General features: G+C 70.2%; 17 protein-coding genes. 9 read left to right on the top strand and 8 right to left on the bottom strand.

The window, feature by feature from the left end; translation table 11 throughout:
• Positions 1–17: 17 nt before the first annotated feature.
• Positions 18–449 carry an Imm1 family immunity protein gene (locus ABD798_RS19000; protein ID WP_344876613.1) on the bottom strand — a complete coding sequence of 144 codons (432 nt, stop codon included), beginning with the start codon at positions 447–449 and terminating at the stop codon, positions 18–20.
• Positions 434–988, bottom strand: a complete 555-nt coding sequence (locus ABD798_RS18995) for a DddA-like double-stranded DNA deaminase toxin (RefSeq protein WP_344876611.1) — start codon at positions 986–988, stop codon at positions 434–436. Before ABD798_RS18995 ends, ABD798_RS19000 begins: the two co-directional genes overlap by 16 nt.
• A gap of 424 nt (positions 989–1412) precedes the next feature.
• Here ABD798_RS18995 and ABD798_RS18990 point away from each other — a divergent pair, with 424 nt between their 5' ends.
• Complete coding sequence (locus tag ABD798_RS18990; RefSeq protein WP_344876609.1) at positions 1413–2672, top strand: sensor histidine kinase; 1260 nt, start codon at positions 1413–1415, stop codon at positions 2670–2672.
• On the opposite strand, the gene ABD798_RS18985 is transcribed toward ABD798_RS18990, so the two are convergent.
• Positions 2615–3277: a response regulator gene (locus ABD798_RS18985; RefSeq protein ID WP_344876607.1), complete on the bottom strand. Its 663-nt coding sequence runs from the start codon at positions 3275–3277 to the stop codon at positions 2615–2617. The two genes, ABD798_RS18990 and ABD798_RS18985, sit on opposite strands and share 58 nt — an antisense overlap.
• A 267-nt stretch (positions 3278–3544) precedes the next feature.
• Here ABD798_RS18985 and lanL point away from each other — a divergent pair, with 267 nt between their 5' ends.
• The 5 genes from lanL (at position 3545) to ABD798_RS18965 (ending at position 11360) form a co-directional block, all read left to right on the top strand.
• Complete coding sequence (gene lanL / locus ABD798_RS18980; protein WP_344876605.1) at positions 3545–6244, top strand: class IV lanthionine synthetase LanL; 2700 nt, start codon at positions 3545–3547, stop codon at positions 6242–6244.
• Positions 6241–7995 (top strand): alpha/beta hydrolase family protein, encoded by a 1755-nt coding sequence (locus ABD798_RS18975; protein WP_344876602.1) that lies wholly within the window; start codon positions 6241–6243, stop codon positions 7993–7995. Before lanL ends, ABD798_RS18975 begins: the two co-directional genes overlap by 4 nt.
• On the top strand, positions 7955–8077 hold the full coding sequence (locus ABD798_RS37220) for an ALQxL family class IV lanthipeptide (RefSeq protein ID WP_210408301.1): 123 nt from the start codon (positions 7955–7957) through the stop codon (positions 8075–8077). Before ABD798_RS18975 ends, ABD798_RS37220 begins: the two co-directional genes overlap by 41 nt.
• Before the next feature lie 77 nt (positions 8078–8154).
• Positions 8155–9762, top strand: a complete 1608-nt coding sequence (locus ABD798_RS18970; RefSeq protein WP_344876600.1) for an ABC transporter ATP-binding protein — start codon at positions 8155–8157, stop codon at positions 9760–9762.
• 5 nt (positions 9763–9767) lie between these two features.
• On the top strand, positions 9768–11360 hold the full coding sequence (locus ABD798_RS18965) for an ATP-binding cassette domain-containing protein (protein WP_344876598.1): 1593 nt from the start codon (positions 9768–9770) through the stop codon (positions 11358–11360).
• Here ABD798_RS18965 and ABD798_RS18960 read toward each other — a convergent pair.
• Both ABD798_RS18960 and ABD798_RS18955 read right to left on the bottom strand, forming a co-directional pair.
• Positions 11348–11734: a hypothetical protein gene (locus ABD798_RS18960; RefSeq protein ID WP_344876596.1), complete on the bottom strand. Its 387-nt coding sequence runs from the start codon at positions 11732–11734 to the stop codon at positions 11348–11350. The two genes, ABD798_RS18965 and ABD798_RS18960, sit on opposite strands and share 13 nt — an antisense overlap.
• Before the next feature lie 51 nt (positions 11735–11785).
• Positions 11786–12346 (bottom strand): DUF4232 domain-containing protein, encoded by a 561-nt coding sequence (locus tag ABD798_RS18955; protein WP_344876594.1) that lies wholly within the window; start codon positions 12344–12346, stop codon positions 11786–11788.
• Positions 12347–12555: 209 nt separating this feature from the next.
• Between ABD798_RS18955 and ABD798_RS18950 the strand changes: the two genes are divergently transcribed.
• Positions 12556–13074, top strand: coding sequence for a pyridoxamine 5'-phosphate oxidase family protein (locus ABD798_RS18950; protein WP_344876592.1), 519 nt, complete (start codon positions 12556–12558; stop codon positions 13072–13074).
• Here the strand turns inward: ABD798_RS18950 and ABD798_RS18945 are convergent.
• Together ABD798_RS18945 and ABD798_RS18940 are read right to left on the bottom strand one after the other, a co-directional pair.
• Complete coding sequence (locus tag ABD798_RS18945; RefSeq protein ID WP_344876590.1) at positions 13055–14260, bottom strand: MFS transporter; 1206 nt, start codon at positions 14258–14260, stop codon at positions 13055–13057. The genes ABD798_RS18950 and ABD798_RS18945 overlap by 20 nt on opposite strands.
• On the bottom strand, positions 14260–14892 hold the full coding sequence (locus ABD798_RS18940) for a mycothiol-dependent nitroreductase Rv2466c family protein (RefSeq protein ID WP_344876588.1): 633 nt from the start codon (positions 14890–14892) through the stop codon (positions 14260–14262). The genes ABD798_RS18945 and ABD798_RS18940 overlap by 1 nt, the downstream gene beginning before the upstream one ends.
• 95 nt (positions 14893–14987) lie before the next feature.
• Between ABD798_RS18940 and pdxR the strand changes: the two genes are divergently transcribed.
• Both pdxR and ABD798_RS18930 read left to right on the top strand, forming a co-directional pair.
• The gene (gene pdxR / locus ABD798_RS18935; RefSeq protein ID WP_344876586.1) at positions 14988–16412 is read left to right on the top strand and encodes a MocR-like pyridoxine biosynthesis transcription factor PdxR; all 1425 of its coding nucleotides are present in this window, start codon (positions 14988–14990) and stop codon (positions 16410–16412) included.
• A 60-nt stretch (positions 16413–16472) separates the two neighbouring features.
• Positions 16473–17132: a hypothetical protein gene (locus ABD798_RS18930; protein ID WP_344876584.1), complete on the top strand. Its 660-nt coding sequence runs from the start codon at positions 16473–16475 to the stop codon at positions 17130–17132.
• On the opposite strand, the gene ABD798_RS18925 is transcribed toward ABD798_RS18930, so the two are convergent.
• A complete protein-coding gene (locus ABD798_RS18925) occupies positions 17116–18177 on the bottom strand; it encodes a Gfo/Idh/MocA family protein (RefSeq protein ID WP_344876582.1) in 1062 nt (353 codons plus the stop codon). The genes ABD798_RS18930 and ABD798_RS18925 overlap by 17 nt on opposite strands.
• Positions 18178–18238: the final 61 nt, after the last annotated feature.

Raw genomic sequence — 18238 nt, 5'->3', positions numbered from 1 at the left:
GGTGCCGGGGTTGGGGGTCAGTCGGCTTCTTGCCACGCGATGTTCGCGGGGCGACGACCGCCGGTGCGCATGTATTCCAGGGCTGCGGCGATGACGCTGTCGGCGGGGATTTCCGCGCTGACCGGGTATTCGGTGTCGGAGGTCATGTAGTAGTACAGGACCGGCTCCGAGGTGCTGCCGGAGGCGTCGGGGTTGTGGTCGGGGTTGTAACTGTGGCAGCTCGCGTGGTCGGGACCGGAGTACCAGAGCACGCCCACGCCGCGGTCGCCGTCAAACCCGACATCCAGTGTCGCGGCTGCGGGGTCCTCGGCGGGCAGCAGTTCCACGAGCGCGGCCTTGCGGGTGCGCCAGACCTCGTCGAGCATCGCGGCCAGCTGCTCCTCACTGGTGATGCGAGGCGGGGTCTTGCCGTGTTCGAAGTCGTAGTAGGCGTTCAGCGCGACCACCATGGCGTGGCGCCCCCTTCGAAGGTCTCCCGGTAGCCGTCGCTGCCGAGCACGGTCAACGTGTACTCGGGAGGCAACACGATCGGCACCAGGGTGTCACAGCCGTACGGTCCGACGCAGGGACGGTGGTTGATCACCACCGTGACGTGTCGCGTGCCGGTCTCGACCATCCGGGCAGCCAGCTTGAGCTCGACATCGGCCGAGCGCGCCGCACGACGGCGAGCGGGCAGACCTCGCTTCAGCAGCAGCCGGTCGACGTGGTCGGAGTCCGCGTCGCGGCCGGAGACGATTGAGTTGACCGCGCCGTCGGCGGCCATCCACCGCCCGTGTGTTTTCACGCCTGAACCCGCCTCAACTGGCGGTGGCAGCTGCTTGCGCAGGCGTTCAAGGGTCTGTTGCTGCTCTGCGGGGGACATGCGCGACGGGGTGACAGGGGCTTGCTGCTGCGTGGAGGCGATGGTCGCGTCGATTCCGAGTTGAGTGATCCACCGCTGCACTGTCTCCGGCACCGCGACCTCGGCCGAGTGCCGGACGTTGTCCAAATCGTCCTTCGCGGCGTGCAGCAGGCCGTGGACTTCCTCGGCAGCCGGATCGGCGCTGCCGCCTCGGCTACCTCCCGCAGCGACGCCACACCTACCGACCCTGGACCGTCACACTCGGCGTGCGCTCTGGCTCAGAACGCTGATCCTGCACCCGGTGCCGACGTTGGGGCGTCTTCAAGACCACCCAACCCCCTGTCGATCATCGTCAACCGCGTCCTACTTCGGCGCAGCCGAGGGCTGCTGGAGTTCCACGAGACCGGTGCGGGGTGAACGCCCCTCATGGGCGGTTTCGTCCGAGTGGCCCCGTGTCCGGCGTCCCTCAAGCGCAAGGCCCGTTGACTGTCTTATGCGGGTACATCACCTGGTGGACGCCGAACGGGTCTCCCGCGCGGCGATCCGCTCGCGCTCTGCGACGGTCGGGGATGTGGGACTTTCCGGGGGGACGCTGAGCAGGCTGCGCGCGTTGGGTGATCCGACGTACCTCATCGCGCAGCCGGGCAAGCAGCGCGCGCTGCGCTTCCTCGCGCTGATCCTGATCGGCCAGCGGCTGAGCTACCTGGTGCTGGCGGCGGTGAACGCGATGAGCTCGACCGCGCGGGACTTCCGCAGCCAGGTGCTCAACGGGACGCTGCTGTCGGTGGCGGTGGTGTGGACGATGGTGTTCGTCCTCTTCGCCTGGCAGCGGGGGTGGTTCCCGCGCTGGACGGTCTTGGCGGACATCGCGCTCTCCTGCGCGCTGATGTGGGTGGTGACGGCGAACTGCCCGCCGGGCTTCGAGCTGACCTCGATGAACTGGTCACCGAAGATGGCGCTGGCCACGGCCTCGCTCATCGGGGCGGCACTGGCGGGGCGCCAGGCGCTGGTGGTCTCGCTGATCCCGATGGCGGGCTACGTGATCGCGCTGACCGAGCACGTGGGGCCGGAGGCGCGGCTGTTCCCCGGGCTGATCGGCCACCTCAACAGCTGCGTGTGGTTCGGGTTGCTGCTGTTCTTCATGCGCAACTACCTGTGCCGCCAGTCCAAGGCGCTGGACGAGGCGGTGGCGCAGCGGGTCGCGGTGGAGCGCGAACGCGCGCGGGTCGAAGAGCGGATGGCGCACCACCGGCAGCTGCACGACACGGTGCTGGCGACGCTGACCGCGATCGCGCGCGGAGGCTTGGACCACCGGCGCGAGCAGGTGCGGAAGCGGTGCGGCAAGGACGCGGAGTACGTGCGGCGGCTGATCCTGGAGGACCGCTCCGCGAGCACGGACGGCCTCGCCGACGAACTGGGCGGGCTCATCGCGGAGGCGGAGGAAGCGGGTCTGCGCGTGCACCACATGAACGGCGACGTCCCGGAGGAGCTGCCGAGCCGCGTGGTGGCGGCTTTCGTCGGTGCCACGAGGGAAGCGTTGAACAACGTGGTCAAGCACTCCGGTGCCGACCAGGTGTGGCTGACCTGTGCGCGCGAGGACGAGGTGCTGGTGGTGCGCGTGGTCGACCGGGGCGAGGGCTTCGACCAGGAGCACAACGCCGACGGCTTCGGGCTGCGCTGGTCGATCCGCGAGCGGATGGTGGAGGTGGGCGGTGAGCTGGAGCTGTTCTCCATGCCCGGCAACGGGACCAGCGTCGAACTGCGCTGGCCCGCTCACCCCGCCGAGCGCACCTCGGCCACGCCCGAGCTGGTGGAGCAGCCGCGCGGGTAGCGGTCCAGTTCGTCCTCGCGGACCCGGTTGGCCAGGTCGATCTTGGTGTAGGTGGCCCTGCCCGCCTGGCAGTACTTCTCCTTGACGCGGTCGAGGTACTTCTTCGCCGTCGCGGGCTGCACACCGGCCCGCCGCGCCGCCGCCGCGAGCGTCATACCGGAGGCGTAGGCCACCAGGATCTTGCGTTCCTGTGTGGACAGTCGCGGACGGTCGTCGCTGGTGTCGTTGGCCCACGCGAAAGCCAGCTCGGGGGAGTGCGCGAGCCCGTCGGCCGCGACCGAGCGGACGGCGTCGGTCAGCGCGCGCAGGTCGTGGTCCTTGGTGAGGAAGCCCCGCGCGCCCGCGCGGACCACGTCGATGCCGTGCGTCCGGTGCGGAACCACGCTCACCACAAGGACTTTCCTGCCCAGCTCGGCCAGTCTGCGCACGTTGCGGACCGGGTCGGAGCCGTCGGCCAGGAACAGGTCGAGCACGACGACGTCGGCCGGGCTCTGTTCGCGCTCCAGCAGCTCCTGCACCGTGCGCGCGGTCGTCACCATCCCCACGTCCGGCGCGCAGCCCAGCCACGCGGTGAAGCCGTCGAGCAGCATCTGGTCGTCGTCCACAGCCGAAACCGTGATCAAGCCGCACTCTCCAGTGGCTGAAGTCGTTGTCCCTCAAGGAAGAGCGCCGTCCCCACGCAGCCCGTCCAGCATATCCGCCACACGGGGAAGTCCCACCCCTCAACGCGAAAAATAGGGGCACTTACCTGGCGAAGGCCGTGCGGTCAACACCCCAAAACAGCGGCGATGCCCCGGCCGGGCGCGGCGATGCAGAGTTTCGCCATCGCTTCGAGGACGTGACAACGCGACCGATGAGGGGGCTGGACAGCCATGCGCGACGCCGTGATCAAGGCCAGCTCGCTGGCGGAGGCCGAGGGAAGCGGCTCGATCGACGGCTTTCCCTTGCGGGCACTGGCCGAACTGGCCGTCACCTCGCGCAAGCGCACCGGCTGGACCGTCTCGGACTCCGGCTTCTGGTGCCGCGTCGGCCCGGCCAAGCGCACCGAGCGCGTCCAGGGGTGGAAGCTGCACGTGTCGGCGACCCCGCTGTCGGCGGCGCTGGTGCTGCACCGCGCGGCGACCGTGCTCGTGGAGGCCGAGTGCGAGTTCAAGTTCGCCGCCGACATCGCCAAGGTCGAAGAGCTGACGTCGAGCCGCTACCACCGCGCGCAGGCCGGGAAGTTCATCACCGCCTACCCGCGTGACGACGAGCAGTTCGCGGATCTGGCTCAGCGGTTGGACATCGCGACCGCCGGGCTGCCGGGCCCGCGCATCCTCTCCGACCGTCCTGTGAGGACTGGAAGCGTCGTGCACTACCGCTACGGCGCGTTCACCGGGATTCCCACGCTGACCAACGACGGCGTGTTCGAGGCCAGGATCGAGCGGCCCGACGGCGTCGCGGTCGCCGACTCCCGGTTCCCGTGGTTCGCCCCACCGGCCTGGGCGGAGACACCGGCCGGTGGGGTGGTCGAACCGCCGAAGCCCCGCCCCGCCGGAAAGCCCGTGCTGCTCAACGATCGCTACGCCGTGCGCGAGGCGCTCCGCCACTCGGCCCGGGGCGGTGTGTACCGAGCCGAAGATCAGCACACCGGTGCCGAGGTGATCGTCAAGCAGGCGCGGGCGCACATCGGCGCGCTGCTGAACGGGCAGGACGCACGCGACGCGCTGCGCAGGGAAGCCCGGTTGCTGCGGGAACTCGAAGGCCTGGGGCCCGATGTGGTCGAGGTGTTCGAACAGGACGAGCACGTGTTCCTGGCCGAGACCGCCGTGCCCGGCCAGAGCCTCGGCGAGTGGGTGTACGCCAACCACGGAAGGGACGGTGACGGGCGCGGGCTGGAGCTGTCGCGCGCACTGGAGCTGGCGCGCCGGTTGACGGCCCTGCTCGCCGAGGTGCACGCCCGCGACATCGTGTTCCGGGACTTCACGCCGGGCAACGTGATGCTGACGCCCAGCGGTGCGCTCAAGCTCATCGACCCGGAGATCGCCGCGCGGCCGGGGGAGTGGACCTACCTCGCGTACACGCCGGGTTACGCGGCTCCGGAGGCGGTGAACGGGCCGAAGCACGGCCCCGCGCCGGAGCTGAGCGTGGACCTGTATTCGCTTGGCACAGCGCTGTTCTACCTGGTGACAGGTGTTGATCCGGTGTTCCCCGACGACACGCCGGGAGGACGCTCGCACGGGGAACGCCTCGCCGAGGTCCTGCGCGCCCTGGAGGGGCGGAACACCGCCGCCCGCGTTCTCGCGCCCGTTGTGCTCGGGCTGACCACTGTGGACCCCGGCACGCGTTGGTCGCTTGAGCGCGCGGCGATGTACCTGGTGGAACTACCTTCTCGTCCGTCCACTGTGGACGCGGCACCTGACCGTGCGGATCGCCTCATCCAGGATGGGTTGGCGCGCATCCTTGCGACCATGACGCCGGGGCGCGCACGGTTGTGGCCCAGCGGTGACTTCGGTCAGCAGACCGATCCCTGCAACGTCCAGCACGGCGCGGCCGGCGTGCTCGGCGTGCTCACCAGGGCGAGCGAGATCTTCGGGACCGCCTCGCTGCGCGATGGTGTCGCGGCGGTCGCGACGTGGATCGACGAGCGCAGGGACGACGTTCCGGTTCTGCTGCCCGGCCTCCACTTTGGACGGTCGGGTGCGGCGTGGGCTTTGCTCGACGCGGGATTGCACCTGGGCGACGCGGATCTTGTCGAGAACGCGAGCGACCTCGCGCTCAGAATCCCTGTGCGGTGGCCGAATCCCGATGTGTGCCACGGTGCTGCGGGGTCGGGGATGACGCAGCTGCACTTCTGGCACGAGACCGGCAGGATGGAGTTCCTGGAGCGCGTGGAGGAGTGCGCCGACGGCCTGATCGCCGCCGCGATCTCCACCGACGAGGGCGTGTTCTGGCCAGTTCCCGAGGACTTCGATTCCAACCTCGCGGGCATCCGGCACTACGGGTTCGGGCACGGAGTCGCGGGAGTTGGCGCGTTCCTCCTCGCCGCAGCGGAGGAAACCGGCCGCGAGGTCTACCTCCAAGCCGCTCGCGCTGCCGGCGACACGCTCGCTGCCGCTGCTGTGCGCCAGAGGTGCGAGGACGGCTCGGCCAGCGCGTACTGGCGGACCGATCAGCGGCAGGCGGAGAACGACACCGACATGCGCTACCACTGGTGCAGCGGCTCCTCTGGCATCGGCACGTTCCTCCTCCGGCTCGGCAGGGCCACCGGTGCCACGGAATACCTCGCGCTGGCAAGGGAAGCCGCCGTCGCGGTGCGGCGAAGCCGGTGGTCAGCGTCCACAGTGGCCTGTCACGGGCTCGCGGGAAACGGCGAGTTCCTGCTGGACCTGGGCGGAGAGGGCGCCGAGGACCTCGCGACCTGCATCTCCGTTCGTGCGACCGAACGCGACGGTGTGCTTGTCCTGCCTGATGAAAGTCGGCTGACGATCACCGTCGACTACGGCACCGGCCTCGCGGGAGCAGTGGGCTTCCTCATGCGCCTGCGCCACGGCGGCCCGCGCTGGTGGATGCCGGAGAGGGAGCTGCCGTGAACACCTCGCTGACCGTGTCCCGCATCAACGTGCGCTTCTCGCCGCAGGGCGACTACGCGACCTGTGTGGCAACCGACGACGACGGCAGCGTCTACGTGGAGCTGTGGCTGCTCGGAGCGCAAGGCCCGACGTGCCAAGGCCGGTGGCCGATCACGACGCCCGCCACGACCACGCTCGCGCTGCCGTTGGACGACGGGCGCGTGCTCATGACCTACAGCCACCGCTCCGACGGCCAGAGCTTCGCGTTGCTGCACAACGGTGTCTGGATGAAGCTCGGTGCGCACACGCCACCGATCCTGCGCTTGCTGCCCGCGCCGCCGAACTCGGAACAGATCGTGGGATGCGCTGTGAGCGCTCCGCAGGACGGCAAGACCACGCTTTACCTGATCCGCAGCGCGGAGCCGTGGCTGGAAGCGGTGTGCACGCTCCCGACAGTGCTCATCGGTGGGGTCGTCGCCGGATCGGACCTGCTGTTCACCGCGATGGAGGCGGGCCAGCGGACACCGGTGCTGATTGACCCGCTCTCCGGCCGGAGCGTCCTGCCGACCGAGAGCCGTTCGTGCGCGGCGGTGCTGGCCACCGGCGAGGTCTTCCTGCTGGCGGAGGAAAACCGGCTGTCGTTGGCGGTGCTCGACGGCGAGACTCCAATGTGGACACTCCCACAGCCGGGCGACCTCGGCGGATCGGTGACCCCGGTCGCGCTCGATCCGACGGCCTCCTTCCTGGCGCTCGTGGTCAACCGTGGCGCGCGATCGGGCTTGGTACTGATGGACGTTCGTGACGGCTCCGTGCGCGAGGTCGACGTGCCGCCGTGCACGCTCGGCACACACGCGGCCTGGACCTCGCACGGGTTGTGGATCACCGCGTCCACGCCCTCGCGCCCGGAGGACTTCCTGTGGGTCCCCGATCCGAGCACGGTTCGGTGGTCGCAGCCGGAGGAGGCGTGGGCGCGAGGCCGCGTCGAGACGTTCAACGGTCCCGCTGGCCCGATCGAAGCGGTCGTGCACGGCCCGGACTGGCGCGAGAGCGAGACGGTGGTCCTCGCGCTGCACGGCGGCCCGGCAGATCGCTGGCGGTTCGGCTTCGACCGGTTCTTCCAGAGCCTGGTCGCGGCGGGGGCGAGCGTTGTCGCGATCAACCAGCGCGGCAGCACGGGCTACGGCGCCGCGCACGCCGAGGCGATCATCGGCGACTGGGGCGGACCCGACCTGCAAGACGTGCTCGCGGTCGCGGAGAGTTTGAACGCCGAAGGCCAGCGACCCCCTGTGCTGTACGGAATCAGCTACGGCGCGCACCTCGCGCTGCTCGCGGCCGCCGTCCGGCCGCAGGCGTGGTCGCGCTGCGTCGCCGTGGCTCCCTTCGCTTCGGCACGGCGGTTGTACGCGGAAACCACCGACGCGGTGCGGGCGATGATCGACCGCCTCGGTGGGCGGAGCACCCGCGTTGACCTGATTCCCACGGCTCCGGCGATCTCGATCCCGGTGCTGCTCGTCCACGGGGCATTGGACGAGTCGATCCCGGTCGGCCAGTCGAGGGCGCTGGCCGACCGGGTCCCCGGCATCACCTACTACGAGGTACCCGATCGCGGGCACTTCGCGCTCGGCGACGCCGCCGCCGACCCCGTCATGTCGACGGTGGTCGCCTTCGCCGCCGGGCCCACGAACTCACCGACCACGGTGGGCAGGAAGAACAACGAAAGAGGTGGGCATCATGGAGCTCGAACTCGACGCTCTGCAGCAGCTTCCCGCTGAGGAAGCTCAGCTCGGCGCCTGCGGTCGCACCTGTACCTGGACGTGCAGCTGGACCAGCATCGCCACCCGTCTGCCGGAGTGACCCGGCGGTGACCAGGCGGGCGCCGGAGCCACCCGCGGTTCCGGCGCCCGCACGGGCTTTTGTGGAGGGAGGGGCGCGTGCCGCTCATCAGCTACGGGGTCGCGGTCGCCGGGCGCGCGATCGCGCTGCTCGCTTCTCCCGCCCTGATCGCGTCCACTGTGGACGCTGTGATCTCCGGTAGCACCAGGGGTTTCACCGCGCTCGTGCTGGTCTTGGTCGGCGGAGCGGTGTGCGAGGTCGCCGTGTCGTTGCTCGGCGCCTCCGCGATCGGTTCGCGCACGGCGGCCCAGCGCGTTCGCGCTGTTCGGCACCTGCTGGCGCTCGGCCCGCGCGGCAGCCTGAGCGCGGGCGACGGTGTTTCCCGCATCGTGCACGCCTGCGCCGAAGCCGCCGAGGCGCCGCTGATGATCGTCCAGGTGGTGGCGGGCGCGGCGACCTCCGTCGGCGGGCTCGTGCTGCTGTGGACGACCGACTGGCGCTCCGGCGTCGCGTTCGTGCTGGCGATCCCGCTGATCCTGTTCCTGGCCAAGCGATTCCTCGGTGACGTCACCAGTGCGCAGGGCGAGTACTTCCAGGCTCAGTCCCAGATCGCCGACCGCCTGCTCAACGCGCTCACCGGAATCCGCACGATCCGTGCTTCCGGCACCGCCGACCGCGAGACGACGCGGGTGTTGCGGCCCCTGCCCATGCTCTCCGCGTGCGGCAGGGCTCTGTGGTCTGTGCAGCGCGGAGCGGTGTGGCGCATGGGCCTGCTGGTCGCGCTGAGCGAGATCCTGGTGCTCGCGGTCGCCGGTTGGGGTGTGGCGGGCGGAGTCGTGTCAGCGGGTGAAATCCTTGCTGTGGTGGGATATCTGTCCTTGGCGAGTGCGGGTTTCGACCAGATCGACAGCGTGCTCGAACTCGGGTACGCGAAGGCGGGCGCCGCGCGTCTGGCTGAGGTGCTCGCCGAAGAACCGCCCCGCGCCGGATCGGTGTTCAGCCTGACCGGCCCGGGCGAAGTGCGCTTCGAGGGCGTGACGCTCGTTCGGGGCGAGCGCCGCGTGCTCGACGAGGTGGATCTTGTCGTTCCGGCCGGTGTGGCGATGGCGGTGGTCGGTCACAGCGGCTCCGGCAAGTCAACGCTCGGCGAAACTGTTGGCAGGCTCAGTGATCCGTCGAGCGGTCGGGTCACGGTGGACGGTGTCGCGGTGGGCGAGCTGCCGTGGCCGGTGCTGCGCCGCGCGGTGACCTACGCCTTCGCGGCGCCCGTGCTGCTCGGGGACACCGTCGGTGCGGCGATCGGTTACGGCACAAGGAAGTCCAACGTCGTCGCGGCGGCACAGGATGCGCGAGCGGATGCGTTCATCCGGCGGCTGCCGCAGGGCTACGAGACCCCGTTGACCGACGCGCCGATGTCCGGTGGCGAGCTGCAGCGCGTCGGCCTGGCGCGGGCGCTGGCCAGGCGGAGCCGGGTCTACGTGCTCGACGACGCGATGTCGGGGCTGGACAGCATGACGGAGGCCGAGGTCGGCGAGGCGATCACCGCTCGGCTCGCCGGACGCACTCGCTTGATCATCGCGCACCGCGCCGAGACCGCGCAGCGCTGCGACTTGGTGGCGTGGATGGACTCCGGCAAGGTCCGCGAGGTCGGCTCGCACGGGCAGTTGTGGTCGAACCCCGACTACCGAGCGGTCTTCGGGAGGTGAAGTCCTTGCTGCTGAGCCACTTGCGCACGCGCGGTGCCGCGCTGACACGCATCGCGGGCTGGTCCGTTGTGGAGGCTGGGCCCGCGCTCGCGTCCGGGCTCGTGATCGCGACCGCGCTGGACACGGGGTTCTTGGCGGGCTCACCCCTGGTCGGCACGGCCTGGCTCGGCGTGCTCGCACTGCTGCACGTGCTGCGCGGGGTGGCTGAGCGAGCCGTCTTCCCGCACCTCGCCGAGGTCGTGGAGTCCTTTCGCGACAACCTGGTCACGCGCGTGGTCGAAGGCACCATTCACGCCGCCGTGGCGCATCGGGGCAGCCACAGCACGACGGCCGACCCCGCGGTGATCTCCAGGCTGACCGGGCAGGTCGAGCAGGCGCGCGGCCTGACCGGAGCCCTGGTGCGGACACTCCGCCCGCTCGTGCTCACCCTCGCCGTGGCCGTCGTCGGAGCCGCCGCGCTCGCCCCCGTCATGCTGCTGATCATGGGCGTGCCGCTGGTGGTGGTGCTCCTCGTCTTCCCGTTCACCGTCCGCGCGCTGGCCCGGCGACGCCGCGCGGTCGTGCTGGCCGATGAGCGCGTCGCCGCCGAGACCGGCCGCGTTCTGCTGGGGCGCCGCGACATCACTGCCCTCGGTGTTGAGGACCGCGCGGCCGGAGCCGTCGTCGACGCGGCTGAGGAGCACGCCGCCGCCACCGTCGCGCAGGGCCGTGTCGAAGCGCTGCGAGTCCTGCTGACCACAGCGGGCGGCTACGTGCCGTTGGTGATCCTGATCGGCGCAGGCCCGGCACTGCTGGCCTCCGCGACGCTCACGCCAGGGGAGTTCGTCGGCGCCGCGACCTACATCTCCGCGCACCTGCTCCCGGCGCTACGGATGATCACGGGCACGGTCAGCGGCTTCTGGACGCAGTTGTCCGTCACCCTGACGCGCATCGAGGAGACCTCCCAGCCGCCGGCTCCGGCCGCGCCCCGCACCGCGCACCCGTCGTCGAACGAGCTGGTCGCGGAGGAGCTGTCGTTCTCCTACGGCGTCTCCGCCGAGCCGATCGTGCGCGGGCTCGACCTCACCGTGGGCGCGGGCGGCCACCTGGCCATCGCCGGGGCGAGCGGTATCGGCAAGTCCACGCTCGCGTCGCTGCTCGCCGGGGTGGACGAGCCGCACTCCGGCCGTGTGCTGCTCGGTGGTGTGCCGATCACCGAGGTCGACCGCGCGGAGGTCGCTCTCATCCCGCAGCAGGCGTTCGTCTTCGTTGGCACCCTTGGCGAGAACCTGCGCTACCTGTCTGAAGCCAGCGATGAGGAACTCGACCGCGCGGTCGACGTCTTAGGTGCTCGGGCGCTCGTCGACCGCATCGGCGGCTACGAGTCCACTGTGGACGCTTCCGCGTTGTCGGCGGGGGAGCGGCAGCTGATCGCGCTCGTCCGGGTCTACGTGTCCAAGGCGCGTTTGGTGGTGCTCGACGAGGCGACCAGCGACCTCGACGCCGCCGCCGAACGCCACGTCGAGCGCTCGTTCTCCGCGCGGCCCGGCACCCTCGTCACGATCTCCCACCGGGCTTCTCCGGAGCTGCCGCGCCAATCGCTCACCTATTTCGGCTGAGCACGCAGCTTGTAGTACTCCGACGACACGGGTTGATAGGCGAGAACCGCTCCGGCGATGAACAGCGCGGTGGCGACGAACACGTAGATCGCGGCTTGTTGTGTGGAAGCCGAGTCATTGCCGTGTTCGACGGCACCCGGCAACCACAGAATCGTCAGGAAAGCCAGGAACGCGAGCGAGGTCGCGCGCGCCCAGCCGAAACGGATCGCCAGCAGCGAGAAGACCAGTGCGATGACCGGTGGGCTGGTGTCGGGATTTCTCGGACCGCCGAGGTGCGTGGCGGCCATGGCGAACAGCAGCGACGCCACGGGCAGGATCACCAAGGCCGCGATCAGCGCCGTCGGGCGCCGCGGCCGCTGTGTTGGTTCGCTCATGCCCCCACTGTCACGCCACCCGCCCGGGACCGGTCCCGCCGCGCGTCCGGTCTAGCTGCGGATTCCCTCGACGAAGGAGCCGGGGCGGGTGGCGCCGTCCTGGCGGAGCACCGGCAGCTTCGAGTTCCACTCGGCGATCATCGGCTGCTCCAGGCCCTTGGGCGTGATGTGGGCGTGGGTCGGCGTCCATGCCGTCGAGCCCGAGGTGCCGACCGAACCCGGCGACTGCGTGAGCACGACGATCTCCGTGGTGGTGGCCGTCCCGTCGGGGGTGAGGAAGCTCGCCGGAGCCTCCGTCACGCCGTGCGCCAGCGTGTAGACCGGGCCATTGGGGTCCTCCGGGCCGACGAGGTCGACGGTGGGAACGCCCTCGGTGACGCAGGTGCGGTCGGAGATGTTCGTGAAGGTCACCGCGATCCGGAACTGGCCCTTCGCCTGCGCGGACTCCTTGGCGGTGTCCAGTGCGACCGCGAGATCTCCCGACGCGCACGGCGGGATGGCGGGCTCCTCGCCGGTCGGAGGTGCGGCCAGCGCGGCGGAGGACCCGGCGAGACCGAGCGCGAACGCGATCGCGGTACCGGCCGACATGCGCTTGAGGAATGTCTGGTTCACAGATTCTCCCTTTCTTCCACGGCGGCAAGAATTGCTGGGCTAACACAGGGAAGACGGGCTCGTCCGCGATAAGGTTTAGCCGGTGTGATATGGACCACTATCCACTCCGGAGTGGTTTAGCCGAGAAGAATCGTTAAGGCTGACACAAGATGTCAGTGTTCCGCCCGAGGATGGGACGGCACGGAACCGACGACAGGACAAGGAACGCCATGCGCGAAACGCCGGAAGACCTCACGCGGCTGCAGGAGCTGCTCGACGCCTCGCTCTCCCGCTCCACCGCGCACCTGCGCTCGATCATCAACACCGAGAACAGCCTGTCGGCGGAGCAGCTCACGCAGGTGCTGACGGGCATGTGCACGCTCGCGCTGTCGACCGTGACCGCGAAGAGCGAGCCGAGGATCAGCGGCGCGGACGGGCACTTCCTGCGCGGGAAGTGGATCTTCGGCACGGCGCCCGGAGCGGCGAAGGCGCGTCACATGAGCGCGCGGCCCGCCGTGAGCGTCGCGCACATGCGGGGCGAGGACCTCGGCGTGTTCACCCACGGTGCGGTCGAGATCCTCAACCCCCACAAGGAAGAACCGGCGCACGACTGGCCGGAGGTGGTGGCCTACCTCAAGGACTTCTACGGCGACCACGCCTTCGACTGGGACAACGAGACCGTCTACTACCGGCTGAACCCGCACTGGATGACGGTGTTCGCCCCCGACGTCACAAAGCTGCTGGGCTGAGCCGGGCCTCGGCGCGCCGCACGACCGGGCCGAAAGCGAGGCCCGCCAACAGGAACAGGCCGCCGAGCACCAGCCAGCCGACCGTGCCCCAGCCGATCAGCAGCGTGGTGAGCAGCAGGGGCCCCATCATCCGCGCGATCTGCGGACCCATCCCGAAGAAGCCCTGGTACTGGCCCTGGCGCTCCGGAGGTGCCAGGGCGAAGCCGATCTCCCAGCTGCCCGCGCCGTGCGCCATCTCACCGAACACCTGGATGAGCGCGGCGACCACCAGCAACCCGACGGCGACCCAGGCTCCACCGTCCACTCCGGACAGCGCGTAGGCACCGCATGCCGCGAGCATCAGCCAGCCCGCGCGCCCGGTGGCACGGGTGGCGCTGCGCAGGCCGGTGACCTGCCGCGCCACCCGCACCTGGAACAGCACGACGCCGAGCATGTTGAGCATCAGCAACATCGCGGCCACCGGCGCCGGAGCGTCTGTGCGCTGGGCGACCCACATCGGCAGGCCGAGGCTCAGCAACGGCATGTTGAGGCACATGATCGCGTTGAGCAGCGTCACCGCGACGTACGGCCGATCGCGCAGCACACCCGACTTCGACTCGGTGGTGCGCGGGACGGGCGGCGTCGGGGGCAGCTTGCGCAGCACGAGGGCCGCGAGCAGGAAGCTCACCGCGTCCATGCTGAACACCGCCAGGTAGGCCGTGTACGTGCCGGACCACAGGGCCAGCGCGCCCAGCCCGGCACCGAGCGCCAGGCCGACGTTCAGGGTGGACTGGAGGTGGGCGCGGGCCGCGGTGCGCTCGGCCGGGGGCACGAGGACGGCGAGCAGTGCCTGCCGCGCGGCGCCGAGGCCTGCCTGACAGCACGCGTAGCCGCAGATCACGAGCAGCACCAAGGGGAACGAGCGCACGAGCAGGACCGCGCCGAGCGTGAAGGCGACGGCCACGGACAGCCAGATCGCGGTGCGGCGCGGTCCCCAACGGTCGGCGAGCGCGCCGAGCGGGGTCCCGGCGGCCATCGCCGTCGCCCAGCCGATCGTCAGCGCGAGCCCGACCTGGGTGGCGGAGAGCCCGGCGACGTGGATGAAGAACAACGCCGAACACGCGTAGAAAGCGCCGTCACCGACGGAGTTCGCCAGTTGCGCGATGGCCAGCGCTCGCAGTGGCCCCTGCGGCAGGACACGAGACATCAGTCAACCCTCTGAAGTTCAACGCTGGCGGACTCTGTGCGACCGCGCTTCAGCTCGAAGAAACCGGGAGTACCGCAGACCGCCACGACACCGTCCCACAACCGCCCAGCCGCCTCGCCACGGGGAACCGGGCTCACGACAGGGCCGAAGAAGGCGCTTCGCGTTCCATCCGAGCCGGTGATGTGCAGAGCCGGAGTGCCGAGGTTCTCGCCGACGGGGTCGAGCCCGGCGTGGTGGCTGACGCGCAGCGCGTCGTCGTGGCTGGACACGTCAGCGGCCTCGGCCAGCCTCTGCGGCAGCCCGACCTCGGCGAGTGCTTCGGCGTAGAGCTGGGGACCGATCTCCACCTTCTCGTGGTGGATGCGGTTGCCCAGCGCCGTGTACAGCCCGCGCAGCACCGCGCTGCCGTGCTCCTGCTCGGCCGCGATGAGGACTCGGACCGGGCCGAGCGTGTCCGCCAGCCAGCGCTCGTACCACGGCTCCAGCCCGGCGCGGCCCTCGTTGAGCAGCCACAGGCTCATCACGTGGAAGCGCACCCGCACCTCGCGGACGCGCTCCACCTCCAGCAACCACCGGGAGGTGTTCCACACCCACGGGCACTTCGGGTCGAACCACAGGTCAGCGCTTGTCACGCCGTGATTCAACTTCTCGGAATTGGTTCGCAGAAGCGCCAATTCCGCGCTATCTGACCAGGCCAATCTGAGCGGGAGAAGGGTACGGTCCGGTGGTGGACGTGCACATCTCCCTGGCGGGTCCGGGCGATCTCACGTCCCGGATCTACCGCCAGCTGCTCGACGCGATCCTGGACGGGCGCCTGCGCCCCGGTGACCGGCTGCCCCCGACGCGCGAGCTGGCCCGCAGGCTCCAGGTCGCGCGCAGCACGGTCGCCGTGGCCTACGACCGCCTCGCCGCGGAGGGCTACGTCGCGGCTCGCGTCGGCGCGGGCACGTTCGTGGAGAACACGCCTATCCGCCCTCGCCGCCGGAGCGCGTCTTCGGACAGCGCGGTCCGCGCGCGTCCACTGTGGACGGAGCTGGAGCGCGTGGAGGACGAGCCGGGCCCGCCGCCCGTGCACGACTTCCGCCTCGGCACCCCCGACACGGGTCTGTTCCCCTACGCCGCGTGGCGCCGCCTGGTCGCGAGCGAGCTGCGCGCCTCCACGGTGCGAGCGATCAGCGGCTACAACGACAGCGCTGGTCACGCCGGGTTGCGCGAAGCCGTCGCGCGCTATGTCGGCGTGTCCAGGTCCGTGCGCGCCGACGCCGACGACGTCGTGCTCACCCACGGCGCTCAGCAGGCGCTCGACCTCATCGGCAGGGTGCTGATCGAGCCCGGAGATCCCGTCGCGGTCGAGGAGCCCGGTTATCCGGCCGCGCGGCTGCTGTTCCGCTCGCTCGGCGCGAAGGTCGTCGGCGTTCCCGTGGACGACGAGGGCTTGATCGTTGCCGCGCTGCCCGCGTCGGCGCGGATCGTGTACGTCACGCCGTCGCACCAGTTTCCCTTGGGGATGCCGATGTCTGCGGCGCGCAGGGCGGAACTGCTCGACTGGGCGGAGCGGCACGACTCGGTGATCGTCGAGGACGACTACGACAGCGAGTTCCGCTACGGCGAGCACCCGCTCGACCCCGTGCAGCGACTGGACCGCACAGGGCGCGTGATCTACGTCGGCACCTTCTCCAAGACGTTGCTCCCCGTGCTGCGCCTGGGTTTTCTCGTCGCGCCCGGGCCGCTGCTGCCCGCGCTGCGGACCGCGAAGCGGCTCACCGACTGGCACGGCGAGAGCATCAGCCAGGCCGCGCTCGCCGGGCTGGTCGACTGCGGCGAGCTGTCCAGGCACGTGCGCAGGGCGACGCGCGTCTACGCTTCGCGGCGCGAGCTGATCCTGACCGGCCTGCGCGATGAGCTGGCCGAGTGGCTGGATCCCGTGGAGTCGTTGGCGGGCCTGCACATGGCCGCGCGGTTGCGACCTGGAACGGACATCGATGTCGAAGCCGTGCGCGCGCGGGCGCGGCAGCGCGGGGTCGCTGTCGAGAGCTTGGCGTCCTATTGCGACGGTGGCATCGGGGAGCGCGGCCTCGCGTTCGGTTATGGCGCTGCGACGGGGATCACTGAAGGAATGCGGTTGTTGGCGGAGTGCTTCACCCACGCCTGAAACAGGGGCGCATTCCCGCGACCAGGGGTGCTGCGGATGGGTCTGTGCGAGGATGCGGCCATGAGGCGTTCAGTCGTGTCCTTTTCCGGCCTCGCGGTGCTCACCGCCGTGCTGACCAGCGGTTGTGGTTCCAGCGTCGTCGGCTCCGCCAGCCCTGCCAGTGAGCAGCAGGTGCAGGCGCCGACGACCACCAGCCGTCCGGCGCCGACGACCACCACCGGCGCCGCGCTGCCCGCGAACGGCATCGGGGACCCGGAGGGCAAGTTCTACACGGCCGAGCTGCCGAGCGGCCTCACCAACGCCACGAAGCTGGTCAGCTGGGGCGGCAGCTACCACGCGGTGCTGACGCCGCAGAGCAACCCGCAGGACAACCAGAACTACATCACCGTGGGCTCTGAGTCGCTCTACAAGGGCGACGCCGCCGCCATCGAGCACTCGCTGAAGAACCCCAGGGTGATCGCGAAGGACCTCCCGCCGACGCGGTACTCCCGCAAGGCCGTCGACGGGCGCGACTCGGTCGTGCAGACCATCGGCCCGTCGAAGGCGCCGCGCGACCCGAACGTGACCGTCAACCAGCGCGTCTACTACATCCCGAACAAGGACCCGCAGGGCAAGCCGGTCTCGATCCGCTGCCGTTGGACCGACACGAACAAGGACGCCGCGAAGGCCATCGACACCGGCTGCGACGCCCTTGTCGCGCAGCTCAAGCTCGTGAAGTAGCCGCTCGCAGCCCGTCGAGCACGCGGTGCAGCGCCACCGCGTCCGCTGCGCGGGGAACTGCGGGATCTCCGCGCCGGAGGGCTTCGTAGAGCCTCGAAAGGTTGCGCGCGGTGAGCGGGAGGTGGCTCTCCGGGGAGTCGATCCGCTCGCCCGCGATCTCCGCTGTCCACTCCGCCATCTGCGGCTGGTTCAAGCGGAGGTCCGGCGCGGTCAGCGTCTTCGCGTACGCACGCCCGGCGGTGCCGACGATGGTGATCTCCGTGCTCGGCGCGGTGTCGCCGGTGACGAAGCTGAGGGAAGCGACGCCCGACTCCAGTTCGAGCACTCCGGCGGCGGTGTCAGGACTGGTGGAGTGGATCGTGGTGCCGTCCTCGCCCAGGAACTCGTGCTTCACCTGCTTCACGAGGCCACCGATCGGGAGCGGCGCGTTCGCGAGGTCGATTCCCAGCGCGGTCAGCAACGCGGAGATCCCGTGTCCGCCAAGGATCTCCAGCATCCCGGCGCCGTTCTCCGCTCGCAGCGTGTAGGCCCAGGAGGAGGGGAGCGGCTCGTTGTTCGCGCGCGAGGAGCGAAAGACAACGCTGACAACGGTTCCTAGCTCTCCGGCGGCCACGCGCCGCCCGAGTTCGACTAGCACCGGGTGAACGGTCGCTTGCAGTCCGACGAAGCCAGGCGTCCCTGAGGATTCGAACAGCTCGGCGAGCAGTGCGGCTTCGGCGGCGGAGGTGCCCATCGGCCACTCGACGAGCACCGGTTTGCCCGCCGCGACGACCTCTTCGATGACGCTGCGGTGCAGGGGTGCCTTGACGGAGACGGTGATCAGGTCGACGTCCTCGCGCTTGGCCAGTTCGGCGGCGCCGGTGTGCCAAGCAGGGACGTTCCACCGCTCGGCCACCTCGCGCGCGGATTCCTCGCGGCTGGTGGAGACGGCGGTGACCCGGAGTCCTTCCGTCCCGGCCAGCGCGGGCAGGTGGCTGACGTTCGCCCAGCCCGAGGCACCGATCACGCCGACCCGCAGCTCTTCGTTCGAGTTTTCTGGAACCATACGGGGGACGGTACGCCTTAGTTCGATGTCTGTCGAACTTAGGTTCCAGGGCAGCGGCTGT

The organism is Allokutzneria multivorans, from assembly GCF_039537405.1.
GTDB classification, from domain to species: domain Bacteria; phylum Actinomycetota; class Actinomycetes; order Mycobacteriales; family Pseudonocardiaceae; genus Allokutzneria; species Allokutzneria multivorans.
The sequence above is the reverse complement of the archived record's forward strand: the minus strand, read 5'-3'. Positions and strand labels throughout refer to the sequence as shown.

Coding starts and splice junctions, on each gene's coding strand:
- ABD798_RS18945 (WP_344876590.1), bottom strand. CDS start 14,260: ATGTCTCGTGTCCTGCCGCAGGGGCCACTGCGAGCGCTGGCCATCGCG.
- ABD798_RS18960 (WP_344876596.1), bottom strand. CDS start 11,734: ATGAGCGAACCAACACAGCGGCCGCGGCGCCCGACGGCGCTGATCGCG.
- ABD798_RS18950 (WP_344876592.1), top strand. CDS start 12,556: ATGCGCGAAACGCCGGAAGACCTCACGCGGCTGCAGGAGCTGCTCGAC.
- ABD798_RS37220 (WP_210408301.1), top strand. CDS start 7,955: ATGGAGCTCGAACTCGACGCTCTGCAGCAGCTTCCCGCTGAGGAAGCT.
- lanL (WP_344876605.1), top strand. CDS start 3,545: ATGCGCGACGCCGTGATCAAGGCCAGCTCGCTGGCGGAGGCCGAGGGA.
- ABD798_RS18925 (WP_344876582.1), bottom strand. CDS start 18,177: ATGGTTCCAGAAAACTCGAACGAAGAGCTGCGGGTCGGCGTGATCGGT.
- ABD798_RS18930 (WP_344876584.1), top strand. CDS start 16,473: ATGAGGCGTTCAGTCGTGTCCTTTTCCGGCCTCGCGGTGCTCACCGCC.
- ABD798_RS19000 (WP_344876613.1), bottom strand. CDS start 449: ATGGTGGTCGCGCTGAACGCCTACTACGACTTCGAACACGGCAAGACC.